This window comes from Neobacillus sp. 114 (genome assembly GCF_030127045.1).
GTDB classification, from domain to species: Bacteria; Bacillota; Bacilli; order Bacillales; family Cytobacillaceae; genus Neobacillus; species Neobacillus rhizophilus.
In genome coordinates, this window is record NZ_CP126144.1 from 6,054,898 (window position 1) to 6,072,939 (window position 18,042).

Annotated in this window: 18 protein-coding genes; 5 read left to right on the forward strand and 13 right to left on the reverse strand. The window is 38.5% G+C overall.

What is annotated here, in order from left to right; translation table 11 throughout:
• Positions 1-259: 259 nt before the first annotated feature.
• A complete protein-coding gene (locus tag QNN06_RS29555; protein ID WP_284036595.1) occupies positions 260-808 on the reverse strand; it encodes a hypothetical protein in 549 nt (182 codons plus the stop codon).
• A gap of 380 nt (positions 809-1,188) precedes the next feature.
• Here QNN06_RS29555 and QNN06_RS29560 point away from each other — a divergent pair, with 380 nt between their 5' ends.
• Positions 1,189-1,887 carry a VIT1/CCC1 transporter family protein gene (locus QNN06_RS29560; RefSeq protein WP_213117289.1) on the forward strand — a complete coding sequence of 233 codons (699 nt, stop codon included), beginning with the start codon at positions 1,189-1,191 and terminating at the stop codon, positions 1,885-1,887.
• A 184-nt stretch (positions 1,888-2,071) separates the two neighbouring features.
• On the opposite strand, the gene QNN06_RS29565 is transcribed toward QNN06_RS29560, so the two are convergent.
• Complete coding sequence (locus QNN06_RS29565; RefSeq protein WP_284036596.1) at positions 2,072-2,560, reverse strand: DinB family protein; 489 nt, start codon at positions 2,558-2,560, stop codon at positions 2,072-2,074.
• Between the two features lie 167 nt (positions 2,561-2,727).
• On the opposite strand from QNN06_RS29565, the gene QNN06_RS29570 reads away from it, so the two are divergent.
• On the forward strand, positions 2,728-3,195 hold the full coding sequence (locus QNN06_RS29570) for a hypothetical protein (RefSeq protein ID WP_284036597.1): 468 nt from the start codon (positions 2,728-2,730) through the stop codon (positions 3,193-3,195).
• Between the two features lie 101 nt (positions 3,196-3,296).
• Here the strand turns inward: QNN06_RS29570 and QNN06_RS29575 are convergent, their stop codons facing one another.
• The 7 genes from QNN06_RS29575 to QNN06_RS29605 all read right to left on the reverse strand — a co-directional run bounded on the left by QNN06_RS29575 (position 3,297) and on the right by QNN06_RS29605 (position 10,386).
• A complete protein-coding gene (locus QNN06_RS29575) occupies positions 3,297-3,863 on the reverse strand; it encodes an MOSC domain-containing protein (RefSeq protein ID WP_284036598.1) in 567 nt (188 codons plus the stop codon).
• Between the two features lie 252 nt (positions 3,864-4,115).
• Entirely contained in the window at positions 4,116-4,547 is a 432-nt protein-coding gene (locus tag QNN06_RS29580) for an SRPBCC family protein (RefSeq protein WP_213117285.1), read from the reverse strand.
• 125 nt (positions 4,548-4,672) lie between these two features.
• Positions 4,673-5,188, reverse strand: coding sequence for an SRPBCC domain-containing protein (locus tag QNN06_RS29585; RefSeq protein WP_217032735.1), 516 nt, complete (start codon positions 5,186-5,188; stop codon positions 4,673-4,675).
• A 267-nt stretch (positions 5,189-5,455) separates the two neighbouring features.
• Positions 5,456-5,779 carry an ArsR/SmtB family transcription factor gene (locus QNN06_RS29590; protein ID WP_213117283.1) on the reverse strand — a complete coding sequence of 108 codons (324 nt, stop codon included), beginning with the start codon at positions 5,777-5,779 and terminating at the stop codon, positions 5,456-5,458.
• A gap of 870 nt (positions 5,780-6,649) precedes the next feature.
• Positions 6,650-7,357, reverse strand: coding sequence for a hypothetical protein (locus QNN06_RS29595; RefSeq protein WP_213117282.1), 708 nt, complete (start codon positions 7,355-7,357; stop codon positions 6,650-6,652).
• Positions 7,358-8,233: 876 nt separating this feature from the next.
• Complete coding sequence (locus QNN06_RS29600) at positions 8,234-9,100, reverse strand: RNA polymerase sigma-70 factor (RefSeq protein WP_213117281.1); 867 nt, start codon at positions 9,098-9,100, stop codon at positions 8,234-8,236.
• Complete coding sequence (locus QNN06_RS29605) at positions 9,091-10,386, reverse strand: phytoene desaturase family protein (RefSeq protein WP_284036599.1); 1,296 nt, start codon at positions 10,384-10,386, stop codon at positions 9,091-9,093. The genes QNN06_RS29600 and QNN06_RS29605 overlap by 10 nt, the downstream gene beginning before the upstream one ends.
• A gap of 470 nt (positions 10,387-10,856) precedes the next feature.
• Between QNN06_RS29605 and QNN06_RS29610 the strand changes: the two genes are divergently transcribed.
• Positions 10,857-11,756, forward strand: a complete 900-nt coding sequence (locus QNN06_RS29610; protein ID WP_213117280.1) for a VanW family protein — start codon at positions 10,857-10,859, stop codon at positions 11,754-11,756.
• A 237-nt stretch (positions 11,757-11,993) separates the two neighbouring features.
• Positions 11,994-13,253: a glycoside hydrolase family 18 protein gene (locus QNN06_RS29615; RefSeq protein ID WP_284036600.1), complete on the forward strand. Its 1,260-nt coding sequence runs from the start codon at positions 11,994-11,996 to the stop codon at positions 13,251-13,253.
• 813 nt (positions 13,254-14,066) lie between these two features.
• Here QNN06_RS29615 and QNN06_RS29620 read toward each other — a convergent pair.
• Positions 14,067-14,534, reverse strand: a complete 468-nt coding sequence (locus QNN06_RS29620) for a GNAT family N-acetyltransferase (protein ID WP_254124368.1) — start codon at positions 14,532-14,534, stop codon at positions 14,067-14,069.
• Positions 14,535-14,733: 199 nt separating this feature from the next.
• Between QNN06_RS29620 and QNN06_RS29625 the strand changes: the two genes are divergently transcribed.
• Positions 14,734-15,828 (forward strand): mechanosensitive ion channel family protein, encoded by a 1,095-nt coding sequence (locus tag QNN06_RS29625; RefSeq protein ID WP_217032729.1) that lies wholly within the window; start codon positions 14,734-14,736, stop codon positions 15,826-15,828.
• 153 nt (positions 15,829-15,981) lie between these two features.
• On the opposite strand, the gene QNN06_RS29630 is transcribed toward QNN06_RS29625, so the two are convergent.
• From QNN06_RS29630 to QNN06_RS29635, 3 genes are all read right to left on the reverse strand, one after another.
• Complete coding sequence (locus QNN06_RS29630) at positions 15,982-16,962, reverse strand: quinone oxidoreductase family protein (RefSeq protein ID WP_217032727.1); 981 nt, start codon at positions 16,960-16,962, stop codon at positions 15,982-15,984.
• Positions 16,963-17,139: 177 nt separating this feature from the next.
• Positions 17,140-17,331, reverse strand: coding sequence for a multicopper oxidase domain-containing protein (locus QNN06_RS31510; RefSeq protein ID WP_217032835.1), 192 nt, complete (start codon positions 17,329-17,331; stop codon positions 17,140-17,142).
• Between the two features lie 7 nt (positions 17,332-17,338).
• A complete protein-coding gene (locus QNN06_RS29635; protein WP_284038003.1) occupies positions 17,339-17,848 on the reverse strand; it encodes a multicopper oxidase domain-containing protein in 510 nt (169 codons plus the stop codon).
• Positions 17,849-18,042 lie beyond the last annotated feature (194 nt).

An 18,042-nucleotide genomic window follows, 5' to 3' on the forward strand; every position in this document is an offset into this window, starting at 1 on the left:
ATTGAATAATCATGGTAATAACTCCTTGTTTATCTAGTTAGGGGTTAAACCCCTAACTAATCATAACAAGGCTTTATAAAATTTGTAAATAAATATCCAGCTCTTTTAGAGACTTTTTATTCTCTAACCTGCTTTGTTAGCGGAAGAAGAAAAGCTGACATTTGAAGCACTTTTAAAAATCACTAAGTTGTTACAGTTACGTCCTTACATCTGAAAATAGACTATTTCTCTGACGCTAAAACGGCTTATGCACATGTGTTTATAAAAAAGAATGAATTAAAAATAGAATTGCAAAAGCAACACCAGACCGTAAATGCCACTTCCGGTCCATCCTTTGATATCGAAATAGTCCTGATATAGGAACGGGAAGCAGGACGATCAAGGAAAGCAATCCACTTATATTATTAAAATCAAATTTGAAGCCGTGCATAAAGACAGCTACTGTATGCAAGATAATAAAAGCGATGGCGAGAATGGCTACTGGAGTATGCCATCTTCGGGCAAAGCGCAGTACAGTGGACAACCTTTTTTTCACATTGGCTTGACCTTTTAAATAATCAAGCTTAATAACACGAAGAAGCACATAATAAGCAAGTACAAAAAATAAGGCAATTCTTGCATTGGAGCCAAAATCTTTAAATGTATGTTCGAACTGCTTGCTGTGCAGAGTGGTTAAGGGAAGCTGTAATAGTCCTTTAAGTTCCCAAAGCATGATCGCAGCAGCGATAATAATCGCCACGATTACCCATATGCGTTCTTTTTTAGGAATCCATCCTTGTTTTTGGACCTTGATTGCCCGCGTATTCATTGGTTTGTCCTCCTATTAAATTTTTTCTGCATTTTTAAATCCAAAAGCAACTTTTAGATTCTTAATTTTGGTCATTGTCACCGAATCCTATTTTTTCGGAAAACAAACCACCTAAAGTTAAAATAACCTTCAATTTTATTTAAATACAATGTAGCACGATAAATGAATACATTTTCCAAATTAATGAATTTTTAATTATATATTAATAAATAAATAGATTAATTATTTGCATACTAAATGAAAGTTTTTATTATAATTGACGAATAAAATATTCCCGATTTTATTCGTAGAATTTTTCACAAGCAACAGGAAATACTATAAAAAATTTTTTCTTTTAAGAGGAGTTATGAAAAAATAAAAATTTAGTTGGAGGTGAAAAAATGGATCAACACTTGCATCACGTTGAAGAACATTTTTCTGGGTCTGACTTCATTCGGGATGTTGTAATTGGTATGTCAGACGGATTAACCGTACCATTTGCATTAGCTGCTGGTTTGTCTGGTGCTGTTGATACAACAACATTGATTCTCACGGCAGGGAGTGCTGAAATTGCAGCAGGGTCAATTGCAATGGGACTTGGTGGATACTTGGCAGGAAAAACAGATGCGGAACATTACGAATCTGAACTTGCTCGCGAAAAGCGCGAAGTAATAGAGCTTCCGGAAAGCGAAGAAGAAGAGGTATCTGAAATTTTCAGGGAATATGGACTTGAAGAAGAGCAAATCAAATCTATTACCGAAACCATGAAAAAGAACCCTGAAAAATGGGTGGATTTTATGATGAGATTCGAATTAGGGCTGGAGAAACCAGAGCCTACAAGAGCCAGGAACAGTGCGATTACCATTGCAGTTTCTTATATTGTCGGAGGATTAATCCCTTTGTTCCCTTATTTTATCTTAAAACATCCTGCAACAGCATTAATGGTTTCTGTAGTGGTCACACTTATCGCCTTGATGATTTTTGGATACGTAAAAGGAAGGTTCACGGGAACTTCACCTTTTAAGAGTGCTGTTCAAACCACGATTACTGGGGGACTTGCAGCAGCAGTTGCGTTTGGTCTGGCGAGAATTCTCACTTGAAGGTAGAATTCCGCAAGTGGTAAGCAATAAATACATGCATCCCCTGCCTAATGGTGGGGTCAATTTGTGAAAAAATACCCTTAAATAAACCTGCTTCGTGTACTTTAAGTACGAAACTTCACAAACTTACTCAACAAAAAAGGCAATGTCAAGTAAACATCGCCCAAAATACTTCTAGATTAAATTAATCTTCTGTCCCTAATACATCTGTATTTGGGGGCTCATAACCCATCTGACGGAGCATGGCTACTATTTGTCCCTTGTGATGAAACTCGTGAGTAATGGTGTGCATTAGCAATTTTCGAGGAGTAATAGATAATAGTTCAGGTGCTTCTCTCCAAGGGATCTCTCTCTCAATTAGGACGTTTAATTCATGCCCATGTAGTTCTAATAATTCATTTACGATTGAATCTACTTGTTCAAATCGTGCTTTTATTTCCTCAAAACTGAGATTATTTAATTGTTCTCTTGGAGTAAGAGGTTTTTTTGTCTTCAATAAAACAAATGAGCCAAGCCATGCAACATAGCAATCTGCTATATGAACCAATGTGTCTCTTACACTTTGCCAACCGAAACCATTTGTTTGAGTAAAATGATTAGGATCTAATTTCCCACAAAAATCTAACAAAGTTCCTCTAGTCTGCCGAACCCATTCATATTCGTGTTGAAGCATCAAAACACCCACCCTTAACAGATATAACTACTTATTCTATATACATACAGTAAAATCCTTTCCCTTCTATCACCAAACAGCTTTTCCTAAAAACACATACAAGTTCAATTTTTGGATATCCTAACAAAATAGGAGCAGTTAGCCTAGATTTGAAAAGGATGATCATGATGTCAATAAAGGTTCAAAGGATTTTAAATATTGCTACGGTCTTAATTGCATTGTCAACATTACCTCTTATGGGGTTACAAAATATAAAGCGATTTTTACCTGTTTCAATCCTTATCGGTATTATAGAAGTGATTAATGCACTAATTGGGAAAAAACGTAGATGGTGGGTCTTTTATAATAAACCAAATTCATACTTATTTAATGAATTCCCATTTAATATTGGTTTGTTTTTGGTAACTTCGCTTTGGTTAATGAAGTGGTCATATGGAAAATTCATAAAGTTTATCTTACTTAATGGAATCGGTAATGCCTTTTTTGCTTATCCATTCGCCAAATTTGCGAGAAAAATTAAGTATTTCACATTGGTTCGTCTTAATCATTTACAATTTTTCTTCTATTTCTTTTCTAAGGTATTTCTGTTTTATGGATTCCAATACCTGTTTGAAAAGTACAAAAAGCCAAATTAAACTAAGGAAAAGCATTCTTGAATGATCCTGCCCTTTACATTAAGTACATTTGTCCATAAACAAGATTAATTTCACTAAAGTATAAATACGCACTATGCTGGTTAAACACGTTCAAGCTTTTTAAATGGTCTAGGAGGTAATACAGCGCGGATGGTATCACCTGGTTTCACTTCTCCACTCTGCAATATAACTCCCATTATTCCTGCTTTTCTTATTAGATTTCCGTCTGAATCCTTATCCAAAACAACCTTTAAAAGACACTGTTTAAAATGATCAATTTGAGCACAAGGATTGCGTAAGCCTGTTACTTTAATAATTGCAGACTCACCTATAAATAATATCGTGTCAGTAGGTAATTCAAGAAGATTTATTCCGACAGTTGTTATATTTTCACCCATTTGTCCAGGATTAATATGAAAACGGTCTGCTAACTCTTCGAATAACTCATTTTGAATTAAATGCACTTGTCTTAGGTTCGGTTGGTTTGGATTTTGTGCCACTCTCGATCGATGTTTAACCGTTGAACCAAAGTGTGCATCGCCTTTGACCCCAAAACCCTTCACTAATTTTATTATCTCTTGATTTTCTTTACTAAACGTATGCTTCTTACTCATACTAACCGCTATGACTGTTCCTAAAATTGAACTCTCTTTTTTTTCATCTAACATTCAATCCTCACAGCCTTCCTTTTTCAAACTCCCTGTTTGTTCATATTCGATAAAGGGTTAATTTTTCCTTCTTCTACTAACTTGCATCGTTAGAATAAGAAAAGACCCAACTAGTATGCAGCTCGTAACAAAAAAGGTTACTCCTTATAGGAGTAACCTGGCCGTAAGTACACAAGAAAAGACCGCAATTTAGCGGAACAAGACAAGGGGTTGCAGCATCGACCCTTTGTTTAACTCTAAGCACCTGTTTGTTTAGGTATATTTTTTCACAATCGTGTCGAGCGCATCGGACCAGCCGTCGTACACGTACTGATCACCGGGGTGACCGGCCAATCCGCGCAGGTGGAAAATCATCTCGGTACGGTCGCCGTGTGCGGTGAGGGTTAGAGTCACGACAGGGGAGTTCTCGATAGGAGCATCGGGGTAACCCCAGGTGAAGACGAGCCGTTCGAAAGGTACGACCTCTAGAAACACACCTCCGGTGGGATACTCCTCGCCGGTCTCGCTGTTGACCATCGTGTAGCGGTAGCGTCCGCCTTCGCGAACGTCGAAGGAGATAGTCTCCAGGGGTGTCGAAGGCAACCAGTTGGCGAGTTCCTTCTCCTCAGTCCAGGCGCGCCACACGAGCTCGCGGCGGGCATTCAGGGTGCGGGTAATGGTAAACACCTGTTCAGATGTGGGCATGTTCAATATTCCTCCTTTGTAGTCATGGTAAATATCAATAACCATGTTTTACCATAGGTACGAAAATCTTGTTCAACTGAACTGGTTTAAAACCTTACTAACGCTGAAACAGCGTTACGATAAATCTAATTCAGCGATTCCACTAGCTCGCTCAAACGGTCCCAAGTTTCGGTGATGCCTTGTATCATACCCATGTCCATGACGGTCTTGAGGGCCTCTTCGGAAACATATTCAGCACGGTTTATCAGCTTTGTCTTTCCACCCAAATCGATGAATTCCAATGTGACCTCGGTCGACGGCATAGAGTCATTCACATTGCCTTCGGCATCCGAAAAGTAATCGGTAAGAACGATCTTCTCCGGCTCGATAATCTCCTTATAAACCCCTTTACCCCAGGATTCCATACCAAAAAATTGACCCTGATTCTGATCGACACACTTCATACAGTAATGCCAAATGCCTCCCGGACGGAAATCGACGGTGCAGACTGGAATCTCCCAGCCCCTCGGTCCCCACCAGCGTTTCAGATGCTCCGGCTCTTTAAACATCCTGAATACGAGATCTCGTGGCGCATCGAAAACGCGCTCCAGTACCAATACCCGATCATTCTCTACTCTCGATACCATTGTGTTGTTTGCCATTGTATTTCCTCCTTGTTCAAATGTTTTATATTTTTTAAAGGGATTAACGCATTGCTTTCAACTGTGCTTCAAGTCGATCGAGGGTTTGGCTAGCTCCTTCAATAGCCCCAAACTCTTTAACTACTGATGTTCCGGTTGGGTCCATGCTTTCCAGATTAGTTCACGGGACGCACGAAAAACTCGTTTTACAATTATTTCTTTTCCTTCAGCTTCCACGGACGTATGCTTTTTTGTATTCATTTTTAAAACATCCATTAATTTTAGGTTTTATTTTTCTTCTTTTTCTTGCATTTCCTTTAAATAATCGTCCAAGCTATCAAATCTTTCTTCCCAAATTCGGCGATAAGACTCAAGCCACGCATTTAATTGGATAAATGGCTCAGGTCGTAATTGGTAGATGCGCCGATTTGCATCAGCGTGTACTTTAACAATTCCGGCATCACTAAGAACACGAAGGTGTTTAGAAACTTGTGGCTGACGGATTTGTAAGCGTTCGGAAATTTCCCCCACTGTAAGGGGACCTTCTCGCAAAAGCTCTACAATCTGTAAACGATTGGGTTCGGAAAGAGCGTTCAGTGTTGTAGTATCCATTGATAGAACCCACCCCTATCCATAAAACAGCTAAATTTAATATTCATTTAACCCTTTTTAATTTAATAATAAAAAGTACTCTGTCTCAATATCCCCACCCAACTGCACACAATTCTCCAAGTACGGAGTTCTAACTCTGAATAATATTCCTTAAACAGAATATAACACAATAGGAATATTCCCGTAAAGGAATATTGTGATTATTTTTTATTAAATTAAAATCTTTTGTTTCCTTTTATAAGGATAACCTATCAGGTTGACAATTTATCTTACTGGAGAAATGTACTGGGACATCAAATCGTTTGGAATAAAAAAGAATCCATATTAATCACTCTTGATTAAAATGGATTCTTTTTGAAAAATAGATGACTGTATTCGGTTAAAAATCGCGGGACATTTCCCCCCTAACTTTCAGTGCATTTTTATTTATATTAGGTAAGCATTAACATCCATTAGCAAAATTTTAGGTATTTCCCGGGAATTTGTTGAAATTTGAAGAATAATGACTCCGACTATTCGAACAAAGGAATATCTGTTTTGATCTGCTTGTGATATCGTCTAGGGGCTTGTCTATATCGGGTATCGCTATAGATTTCGGATTGAAAAAGATACGGGGATTGCCGTTTTTTTAAATCGCATGGACATTAGCTCTAAGATTTGGCCATACTTTCGAACAGCTAATGTTGCATCCATACTCCTTTTTTAACTTGCTTGGTGAAGAAACCTTGTTTATTCCATGTATATCATGTCGCATATCGGACCGCCTATATTATTAAATTATGAGGGTTCTAAATTTAATTGTGCCTATATCGCATAGCGATACGAAACAAAAAAAAGAGCCGATTAAGCAAAAAAACTTAAATAGGCACCTTATTTTCGGATTATGAAAAAAAGCCTCTCCAATATTCCTTTAGGTTTTTGTATCGCTTCCTCTAAACGTTTATTAAAATCATTTTGTGAATGCCATTCCTTTTTCTGTTCGTCACGCATATTTTGAATTTCTACTTGTAAGAATTCGTTCATTTGTTTTTCTTGTTGCAGTAATGTTTCATAATGGGTCATTTGTTGTTCAGTTAATTTTTCAATTTTAGCATTAGTTTTTTGCGCCGAATTTGAAATATTAGAACTTATACTATGATGATCTTGTTGCAGCCGAGAAACCGCAGTTCTAAGCTGTGACATATCGTTTGTCAGTTGGACATTCATTTCACGTGTGGCTGCGAGTTCATTGACTAAAAACCTTAATACCTCTTTTAATTGATTGGGGTCTTGGGGTAAATTTTCAAATGTATCGGATGTCGCTATCTCTGTTTCATTGAATCCTTCTAATCTTTCTTTTTGTTGATATACAAGGTCTTTAGCTGTATCGTCTAGCGGCTTGTCTGTATCGCGTAACGATATAAGCGCTTCTAGATCGGATTGAACAAAGATACGCCGATCGCCATCTTTTAAAAACTCATATCCATTTCGCTCTAAGATTTGGCCATATTTTCGAACAGTGGGTGTTGCAATCCCCACTTCTTCTGCCACTTCCTTGGAAGAGAAAGCTCGCTCATTCGGTTGTATATCACGTCTCATATCGGACCTCCTATTCTAATACATTATGAAAGTTTTTTGGATTTATTTCAAGCTATATCGCCAAGCGATACAAATACAAAAACCTCCTATCTGGAGGAATTCTATTAAGGATGACGCTGTTTTTGCCTTAGGTTTTCAACCGCTACAACACCCTTTTTATCCAGAATGCCTTTTTGGCCTGCTTCAAGTTGTGTATTTTGTTTAATCGCTGAAATAGATCTCCAATAAGTTCCACTTTGCATGCAGTTGCTTTTGGTAGGTCAGTCAATACAATGGATGTATTCCGAGTTCTTCAAAAGCACGCACCAAACTCTGTTAAGAGATGCTTAGATTTATCCGTATCGCCTAACGCTATAAGTGCTTCGAGATCGGATTGATCAACCCCCCCTTCCTTCTGCCACTTCCTTGAAAGAGAGAGCTTTTTGTATATCATAACGTATATACAACTCATTTTCTAATAGATATGAAGGTTTTTTGGATGCTTTTTCAAGTCATATCGCCCGGCGATACTAAACACAAAAAAAAGCACCTTTCATCCGTATGGTTATGAAAATCAGATTTCCACCATCTAGTTCCTTGTTAAACAACAAAATATCCAAATCATGTAACTAAAGAATCATTATTAGGTATAGTTCGACAAACTTGGACAAATTTCCTGCAAGAACCGATATTGATTTTATATAGGCTAAATCGGCACTTGTTCGGTTCGAAACGTCATTTAATCATCCTCGGAAACAGGATGGAGATGATCCAAGTAATTGAAATCGATTTGAATAAAAAAGAATCCATTTTAATCAATCTTGATTAAAATGGATTCTTTCATACGGTTCTTAACAAGCAAACCGACTTTCCCCCACGTCTAAAGCATGTTCTCCTCTATGGTAAATGCCGCAGTTTGTCGGGATTGCCAACTATATAAATGGTCTGAATCCGATTACCATTAAAGGCGAAGGTATAGACATACTTCAGGTTATTATCCGTTGTTAGGGTCAGTCCTGGACTCCCATTGAAGGTGGCAAAGGAGAAGGTAAACCTATCTGCATACATTTTCATCAGGTTTTGCAGCAATCGGATGACTCCTTCAGCGCCGAAAATAGGCACCCTTGCTGTTGGTACCTTTCCGCCGCCATCCGAGTACATTGCGATATCTTCGCTGACAAGCTCCAATATTTGCGTAATGTCTCCATTTAAGAAGCTGTGGACAAACTCTTTTATTTTTGATTCCATAATCGTCACGGATGGCTGCTGGTCAGGGGTAAAATCCATACTTTTCTTGGCGCGGTGGAAAATTTGCCGACAGTTCGCACTGCTTTTGTCGAGAATTTCTGCGATTTCATCATAGGAGTAATGAAAAGCCTCGCGAAGTAAAAAGACGGCCCGCTCGTTGGCATTGAGCTGCTGCAGCAATAGCAAATAGGCTGTGGAGATAGACTCTTGTTGTAAAAAGGCCTGTGAAGGGTCGTTTGCCGGATTCTCTTTTTCAAGCAACGGTTCCGGCAGCCAGGGTCCAACATATACCTCGCGTGTCTTTGCGGATGACCGGATTAAATCAAGACACCGATTGGTGACAATCTTGCAAAGATAGGCTTTTTTGTTTTCAATCGTTTCGCGGTTAGGGAGCTGGTTAAAGGCAATAAATGCTTCTTGCACGATATCCTCCGAATCCATCACGCTGCCCAACATGCGATAGGCTAAAGAGAAAAGCAGAGGCTGATAGGCTTGATACAGTGTTTCTACACACATAATTCGGTATCCTTTCTGACGTTCGATAGCTGTGAAACAGCACGTTTCGCACTGGCCACACATGCGTCTACGAGCAGTTCCCCATGCGATGCCCAATCACCGGCGACATAAAGCCCTTCAATTTCAGGTACTGTGGGACCTGGATTTTCGATTCGATTCAGATGAGGAAAATCATGAACCACCGTCATTTTGGGCAGATACTGCCGGGCAACCACGTGATTTCGCCAACCAGGCTGAGCGAGATCTAACACCTGTTCTAACTCTCTTTCATCCTGCTCCGGGTCCGTTTGCGGGCCCAGATATTTGAAAAGCGAAACTACTTGTATTTCATCGTCACTTAGGATGGCCGGGCGTGGTTTTCCGGCACGTGAATGATTGGAATATAAAATGGGTTGATCTACGCCGTAGATAAATTGGTGTTTAGGATTGGGCAGCTGGCGTAAGCCAACATCTAGGCAGGCGCCGGTAACAGCGATTGCTTGCTTTTTCCACGTATCGAGTGCCGTATGTTCTGCATGAGGGACCAGGTTGTAAGAAATAGCTGGGGGTGTAGTCAAGATAACATTCGTTGCTTCTATTTTACTGCCATCGGCACATAAAATCGAGCGGACTTTTTGCTCATGATGTTCGATTAAAGCCGCTTTGCAATTGGTGACTACTTTTACTTCCAGCTGGACAGCATGCTCATAAAGCTCATCTACGAGCGACCCCCAACCTTTATCCAGATAGAAAACACCAAGCAATGCATGTTGCATATGCTTTAAAGCTGGTCCGGCCGGGTGTAAATCAAGTGCAGCAGTATAAGTCGTTGTTCGAAGTAGTGAATAGAACAGATTGCGCAGCATCGGGTCCTGTATTTCAGTTTCAATCCAATCTCGGATGCTAATTTGACCCAAGACTCTTGTATCCATTTTCCCAAATTTTATAAACCATTTTGCAAATTCGAGCTTTCCTCCCCAGCTTAGAAGCGGACTTTGAAGGAGGGATGAAATATTCGTTGGCACGGTTAATAATTGATTTTTCCATAATCCATATGCATCAACAGAAGGTGAGCTTCCCTCCAATTGCAATCCGAGTTCGCGAAATGTTTTATACGCTTCCCCATTATACAAGGCATGACCGCCTAAATTAAAATAGACACCCTGCTTTTTATTGGTAATGGCCCTTCCTCCCAACCGTTTGCTTTGTTCCAGAACGATCGTTTTCTTTCCTGCCTTTGCGGCATAAATCGCGGCAATTAAGCCCGCAATTCCCCCGCCTACTATTGCAACATCATATTTTGTCAATGTAATCACCCTTTTCGATTGTTTACAAACATAACGGGTGAGCGGATGATTTTGTGACAAAAAGAAGGAAAACTTTTTTGAAGTTTATTGTCTCCTTGGAAAATGAGAAGGGATATGCTCCGAAGTTTATGAAGTACCACAAAAATAAGCGTTAATTCTTAATAAAAGCTAAATACCCTAATTCTTTTATTTTCAAGGTAAAAGCTGGACATATTATCGGTAGGAGATGATAAGGTGGCTGACAAAGAAAAATACCAAACGCATTGAAAAGTTCTAAAATGCTTTTATTTCACTACAGTACCCATTCTGGCCATGTTTCGTGTTTGTATTTGAACGACAAAAATTAATACAATTCCTAACAATCTTGGCTGCAAAAGGATTCCTTTCCAGAAATACATGTACTGAAGTAGATCTCCCAGTACATGAAATAGTGATTTCAACTCATAATGATAGTAGGGAGGTATAAACAGATGAATTTCAGTTGGTTACTTGGGCTAATCATGTTGTCTCAACAAGTGACGATGCCAGGAAATTTAGTGATCACTCACAACGGCCATCCGATCTCAGTTGCTAACCTTACTAATTTGTCGATGCACTTGCCATTCTTACCTATTATCGATAATGATAAGTTTCAAAAATTCATGGACGAAATCGATCAGCAGGTTACAAAAAACCCTAAAAATGCAATGATAGATATTAATGGGAATATTATTCCAGAACAAGTCGGTTACCATTTAAACCGCGAAGTTTTCACAGAAAAAATTATCACTTATTATTTTAACAATACTTCATCTGAATTCGAGGTCCCTTTACAAACCACTTTTCCAATGGTCGACAGTGAATTGCTTGAAAATATTAGAGCAAAAAAAATTGGAGAATATGTTACATTCTTCAGCTCCAATAACAAAGAAAGAAACAATAATATTTATCTTGCTGCAAATGCCATTAATAATTATGTACTTTTTCCAGGTGAAACATTTTCCTTTAATAAAGTGGTTGGTGAAAGATCCGCAGGAAAAGGATATCTGCCTGCCACTGTCATTGTGAAAGGGGAATATGCAGAAGACTTAGGCGGTGGAATTTGTCAAGTATCCTCTACCCTTTTTAATGCAGTGGATAATGCAGGTTTAAAAGTCGTTAAGCGTTATTCGCATAGTAAAGAGGTTTCATACGTTCCGCCAGAGCGGGATGCCACCGTCAGTTGGAACGGGCCTGATTTCATCTTTAAAAATGAATACAATCAACCTATACTCATTCATACAAATGCGTCAAAACATAAATTACAAATTGAAATCTATTCTTCTGATGTCATCACATATACGCCAAAGGAGGTTCCATACCTTCCTGCTCGGCAACATCCCCCAAAGTAAAGAGATACTTTGGGGATTTTTAGTTTTCATCAAAAGGATAGTGTTACTCACAAATCTCCCTTAAAACAACTAGAAAAAACGACCGCCACTTAAGCACTTTGGGTATAGTACCCAATCCCTAACAATATTGACTTGGTAAAAGCATATATAGGCTGGATAGGTAATATTATTTACATAGTATCCCAAATTTGAAATTCTTTTGAGTCTAATCATAAATGGTGTATTGGAGGGTTGACCATGTTTCTTCACATCGTTCAGCCGGGTGATTCTTTATTCTCAATAAGCAGAAGGTACGATGCTTCTGTTGATCAGATCCGTAGTACCAACGGTTTAGGGGAAACGAATATCGTTCAAGGCCAAGCACTTCTTATACCGCTTTATATATATACTGTTCAGCCGGGCGACTCACTAACTAGTATTGCAGGAAAAGCATTTGTTACCTTAGAGCAATTAAGAGCAGCCAATCCCTCAATAACCCCCAATTTATTACAACCAGGGATGAAATTAACGATTCCCAGAACGAATTACTTGGCATCTATAATCGGTTATTATGCTGTTAGATCCCCGGAATTGGATCGGAATTTAATCAGGGATTTTGCCCCTTATAGTACAGCTATTTCGATTTTTGAATACCACATTGCTGGTAACGGGGATATCGCTAACACCTTAAATGACTTGACTGCTATACAAACACTTTGGAGTTTAAGGGTAAGACCCATTGCAACGATTACCAACTTGACACCCGGGGGTTTTAGTCCCGAACTGGTTCATCAAGCAATAAATAATCCTACCGCAAGGACGAATTTAGTTAATAATATAACTAATTTAGTAACGAATAGGGGGTATGGCGGGGTTAATATTGACTTTGAACGCGTCTTGGCTGTGGATAGAGATCTGTATACAGGCTTTTTACGTGAATTACGAGATCGTTTAAAACCATTAGGGCGTACTCTAACCGTTGCTGTTCCTGCAAAGACAAGTGAAGAAATTCCTTGGCTAAAGGGGTATGATTTCGGAGGAATAGGATCAGTAGTGGACTTTATGTTTATCATGGCATATGATTTTCACCATGCAGGAAGTGAACCAGGACCTGTAGCTTCTATTCCAGATGTACGAAGAACAATTGAATTTGCTATAAGTAATGTTCCCCGCAGGAAAATTATTATTGGCGTTCCTTTATACGGGTATGATTGGGTTATTCCGTACCGTCCTGGAAGTGTTGCTCCAGCCATTTCAAATCAAGATGCTGTGGAAACGGCCATGAGGTTCCAATCACCGATACAGTATTCAACTGAATGGGAGTCTCCTTCTTTTCGCTATAGAGATCAAGGGGGAGTCACACATGAAGTTTGGTTTGAAGACGTAAGAAGTATGGCAGCTAAAATGATGTTAGTTCGAGACTATGGTTTACAAGGGATAGGCGCATGGCAATTAACACTGGGATTTACACCAGGACCTTGGCTTTTAAGAAAGTTTTTCACCATAAGGAAGGTATAATATTCAAGTTAATGATTGTCTTGTTTAATTCTTTCCCCCGATCGTTTAAGCTCCTCTCTTCCCAACCACCTCCATGAACACCTGTCTCGAAAATAATGGTAAAATAAGTTAGAGGTGATTTTATGAAAAAAATGCCGAAACATAAATTTCATTTTATTGTTTCATTGATTTTTCTTGTTATCGGTATGATCCTTATACAAATACTCCCTAACGCCATTCCTACTCTCATTATTTTCGGCTATTTCTTTCTTTTTTACTTAAGAACGGGTATTTCTGATTTCATTAAGCAAAGTAAGAATACAAACTCACCTGTTAATTAAAAAGAAGACGGATAACCGTAACGGGTTTACTTTAGAGGTACAAACATTGAAAAACACTTATGAGAACGCACTTGAATTCACGATATAATTCACAGTGCGTTTTTTATTTTTCAAATTTTAATTGTGTATTTTGTCTTAATTTACATAGTAAATCACAGGGTATGAAATAATTATTGAAGGGTGTGTGAATGATTGGTGATTTATTATGTAAAATAAGCGGAGATTTTTCGGTTAGACTGCAGATATAGCTTGATTCGGGGCATATAAGCGGAGATTTTCCGATTAAGCAAAGCAAAATTAATCATTTTCATGTTTTTCGAGTCAATAGTCGGAATCTTTCCGTCTATTTAAGCTATTTTCAGAGCTATTTCCTAATTAAGAGAAATTTCTCCGCTTATTTATCAAACTCGCTTTATCGTTTAATGAACTTGTACAACTTACGGATGCTTTAGTGAAAAAAAATTCAAAAAAGGCTTTGAGATATTTGCATCTCTTAGCCTTTTTGAATGTGAAATATACTGTGAAGGTTATGTGATTTGCTATTTGATTTGGAATAATATTTCTCCATTATAACGTAGGATTTCCCCTCTTTTATAAAGCTAGAGTTGGTTTCTTGTAAACCAAACTTTTTATAAAACTCCACTTTGTTTTTTCTAGCATTACACCAAATTTTCTTCATGCCGTTGTTCTGTGCCTCTTTTATAACATAGTCTAACAATGTACTTCCGTACCCCTTACCTTGTTCTTGCTGAAGAGTGGCAAATTTACGGAACTGACATTCTCCATTGTTTATAAAAAGCGAGATGACAGAAATCAAAATCAATCCTTTAAAAAGACCATAATGAATCCCTACATCATCATCTTCTAATTTTATATAGTCAAAGGGCTTATCTGGCCACATCACTTTATGCCTTAATTCCCAAACTTCTTCTTTAGCTACTTTTCTAATCGTGATATCCATAGTCCTCTCCTTTGCATCAACACTATTAATTAAGGAATCCTTAGCCAATGTTAAAAATGAAGCACGAGAACCGTCCCCATGCATCACCCGGTCAGATTCGCGAATACTAAAAGTAGTCCATAATAGGCTGTATAACTTTTATAAAATAGTATATGTTCAATTGCAAATTTAAGTTGCGAATTATTAGGAGAGAATCGTTATGTCATGGAAGTTATTCTTTTCATACGAATTCATGAACGATGTTGGAATTTCAGTAGGTATCTTTGTGCTGTTCTTACTTTTTCGGAAGTTATTTGCCAAGTATGTCATTGCTCTTATACTAAAATGGCTTCGAAAAGAAAATCATCCTTTTTTCTCTCACATTTTTTCATCATTCGAAAAGCCAATTCAGTGGCTGTTTATTCTATTAGGAATTTATATATCCGCTTGGTATTTCCCTTATTTCAATCATTCAAATGTTTTATTTGTGAAATTAGTAAAATCCGCGATTATCTTTCTTGTAGGTTGGGGATTGTTTAACTTATCATCTTCATCTAAGTTTCTTTTTACAAAGCTTAACAAAAGATTCAATTTTGAAATTGATGAAATACTGATTCCTTTCTTGTCTAAAGTTTTGCGATTTATCATCGTGGTTGTCGCCTTTAGTGGGATTGCAGAACAATTTAATTATAATGTTGTTGGTTTGGTGGGAGGGTTAGGATTAGGCGGACTTGCCATTGCCCTAGCAGCTAAGGATGCAGTCGGTAATTTATTTGGAGGAGTCATCATCATTACAGAAAAACCCTTTACCATTGGAGATTGGATTTTGACACCTACCGTAGAAGGTACAGTTGAGACGATTACTTTTAGAAGTACAAGGATCCGAACATTTGCACAAGCACTCGTCACAGTACCAAATGCAAAATTAGCAAACGAAGCAATAACGAACTGGAGTAAAATGGGAAAAAGGCGGTTTGTGTCCACTATAAGTGTAACGTATGAAACACCCAAAGAAAAGTTAGAAGGTGTAATTAAAAAGATCGAGGATATGCTAAAAACTCACTCTGGAATCCACCAAGACACAATCGTTACTAAGTTTGATAAATATGGAGTAGATGGGTTAGATATTTACATTTATTTTTTCACAGAAACAACAGCTTGGTTAGAATTCTTAAAAATAAAAGAAGAAATCAACTACAATATAATGGATATCCTTACTAATGAAGGGGTTTCCCTTGCCATACCTAATAGAAAGTTATATGTAGATTCAAAATCTGATGTGAATGGTAAAGTTAGATGTGAGTTTTTAAAGTAAAGCACCTAAATTCTACACTGGATTCATGATCTTTATCACGTTTTAACAAGCTGAAGAGAGTGTCCCAAAAGTAAAACTTTTAGGAGCACCCTCTATTTGTTTATGGCAAAACGGTTGGAAATTCCTTGTTGTTTGGTCTTCTGACGTTACCCATTATGGTAGTAATAAGATTTTACCCGTACTTTTTCGGCTCTCTAGAAATCGGTGAGCTTCTTGTCCATCTCTTAACGCAAAAGTTGTCGGCTCCGATACTTTTACTTTTCCTTCTTCTATCCATCTAAACAGCTCTTTTGATCGTGTCACTCTTTCTTCCCTAGAAGTGAGAACATTCCAAAGATCTCCCCCCGTTAGAGTTTTTGAGGTATCCATCAACATACGGGGATCCACTGCAGCCGGATCTCCACCTGCCATCCCATAAAATACAACTGTACCACCGATGCGCGTAACAGCAAAACTGTCCATGAGTGTAGAGCCTACTGATTCATAAACAACATCCACCCCTTTGCCATTCGTTTCTTCCAGAACTTTCTGCTTCCAGTCATCCCTGTACTGGAGAACCAAATCCGCTCCCACTTTTCTTGCCGCTTCAACTTTTTCCTTGGAGGATGTTAAGCCTATTACCTTACCACCAAGGAGCTTTACAATTTGAACAAGAAGCTGCCCGACACCTCCGGCTGCTGCGTGTACTAAGACAACATCATTATTTTTTACAGCATAGCTGTCCCTTGTAAGATAATGTGCAGTTAGCCCCTGAAGGAGTATAGATGCAGCCTCCTTAAATGAAACTGATTCTGGCAGAGGTATCAATTTCTCGTATGGAACAGCTACTAGCTCTGCATTGGCAAATGGAACATCAGCAAATGCAATACGGTCTCCTGTGCTTATGCCTTGCACTTCTGCTCCTACTTTTTCTACAATTCCGGCACCTTCATAACCTAAAATATATGGAGGCTCCCCGGCAAGATGATAATTTCCTTTCCTTCTATAAATGTCTGCAAAGTTTAGGCCAATTGCTTTCATTCTTACAAGAATTTCATCCGGACCGATGACAGGATCTTTTACTTCGCCATATTCCAGGACTTCCGGACCACCAAATGTTTTAAAAATAAGTGCTTTCATATATAAATACCTCATCTCTAGGGTTAATTATTAAATGCAATACTAACGTGGGACAATATGAATTGCGAACCAGTTCAATTTTACAACCACTTTCTTTTATTGTAAGCATAAATAGGTCCGTATATCTACTATCCTCCTCTTCCTCCATTTGGAATACCCTTGATTTAGTACGCAAAAAGGAATACCCCCCACTTAACTCTCGTGGTTCATGATTTTTTCTTCAAATCCAGGATATACAATGAACGTATGCATGCCATGTGTCGCGTGAGGTCCCATATGACAGTGAAGCGGCCATGCACCAGGATTATCTGCCACAAACTCAAGGTCATAACGTTCACCTGGGGCTATACTGATAGTATCTTTTACCTGCGGATTTGGATTGATTCGCCCATCAAGTTGCTACCACTTTAAAGTGATGTCCATGCGTATGGATGGAATGAACATCAGAACCGGCATTAATTAAACGAATCAAGTATTTTCCATTCTTCTTTACTTTCAACGGCGGAATATCTCCATCCATCTTTCCATTGATGGTAAAATATTTTGGATGGCGATCCACAGTATCATATTCACCATTTAAATGTTCATTCTCTGTAGCTGTTCCCAAGTATGCTCCTGCTTCGGTACCTTCAGCAACACTTAGTAACGGGTCACGTTCTCCCAGCATGAGAACAAATTCTTTATCATACTTCACCTTTTGTTCCTTTGGTTCCACAATAAAGGCACCATACAATCCCATTTCAGGGTGGCGGTCCGGTTCAACGTGGCAATGGTAGAAGTAGGTTCCAGAATGCCCCGCAACAAATTCATATGTATAGGTTTCACCATCCTCTACCTCCTTTTGGCTGACTCCTGGTGTCCTATCACCTTTGAAACTGTTGTCGATCCCATGAAAATGAATGGTATGTGGTTATTTTTGCTAGAATAGACAACATCATTATTAATTTGAGTATGTAATTGTTTAATCGTTAGGTAACGAATTGTAGGGGGAATCTATTCAAAATCAAAATGTTTAAGGAGAAGGCCGGATTCTTTAGCGAAACCGGCCTTTTTTATAATATGAGGTAGAAAGGAGAGAATTTGCCGTGGAACAAA

Bases quoted from the DNA above. Each gene is read 5' to 3' on its own strand.
- QNN06_RS29555 (WP_284036595.1), bottom strand. From the start codon at position 808: ATGAATACGCGGGCAATCAAGGTCCAAAAACAAGGATGGATTCCTAAA.
- QNN06_RS29560 (WP_213117289.1), top strand. From the start codon at position 1,189: ATGGATCAACACTTGCATCACGTTGAAGAACATTTTTCTGGGTCTGAC.
- QNN06_RS29565 (WP_284036596.1), bottom strand. From the start codon at position 2,560: ATGCTTCAACACGAATATGAATGGGTTCGGCAGACTAGAGGAACTTTG.
- QNN06_RS29570 (WP_284036597.1), top strand. From the start codon at position 2,728: ATGTCAATAAAGGTTCAAAGGATTTTAAATATTGCTACGGTCTTAATT.
- QNN06_RS29575 (WP_284036598.1), bottom strand. From the start codon at position 3,863: ATGTTAGATGAAAAAAAAGAGAGTTCAATTTTAGGAACAGTCATAGCG.
- QNN06_RS29580 (WP_213117285.1), bottom strand. From the start codon at position 4,547: ATGCCCACATCTGAACAGGTGTTTACCATTACCCGCACCCTGAATGCC.
- QNN06_RS29585 (WP_217032735.1), bottom strand. From the start codon at position 5,188: ATGGCAAACAACACAATGGTATCGAGAGTAGAGAATGATCGGGTATTG.
- QNN06_RS29590 (WP_213117283.1), bottom strand. From the start codon at position 5,779: ATGGATACTACAACACTGAACGCTCTTTCCGAACCCAATCGTTTACAG.
- QNN06_RS29595 (WP_213117282.1), bottom strand. From the start codon at position 7,357: ATGAGACGTGATATACAACCGAATGAGCGAGCTTTCTCTTCCAAGGAA.
- QNN06_RS29600 (WP_213117281.1), bottom strand. From the start codon at position 9,100: ATGTGTGTAGAAACACTGTATCAAGCCTATCAGCCTCTGCTTTTCTCT.
- QNN06_RS29610 (WP_213117280.1), top strand. From the start codon at position 10,857: ATGAATTTCAGTTGGTTACTTGGGCTAATCATGTTGTCTCAACAAGTG.
- QNN06_RS29615 (WP_284036600.1), top strand. From the start codon at position 11,994: ATGTTTCTTCACATCGTTCAGCCGGGTGATTCTTTATTCTCAATAAGC.
- QNN06_RS29620 (WP_254124368.1), bottom strand. From the start codon at position 14,534: ATGGATATCACGATTAGAAAAGTAGCTAAAGAAGAAGTTTGGGAATTA.
- QNN06_RS29625 (WP_217032729.1), top strand. From the start codon at position 14,734: ATGTCATGGAAGTTATTCTTTTCATACGAATTCATGAACGATGTTGGA.
- QNN06_RS29630 (WP_217032727.1), bottom strand. From the start codon at position 16,962: ATGAGGTATTTATATATGAAAGCACTTATTTTTAAAACATTTGGTGGT.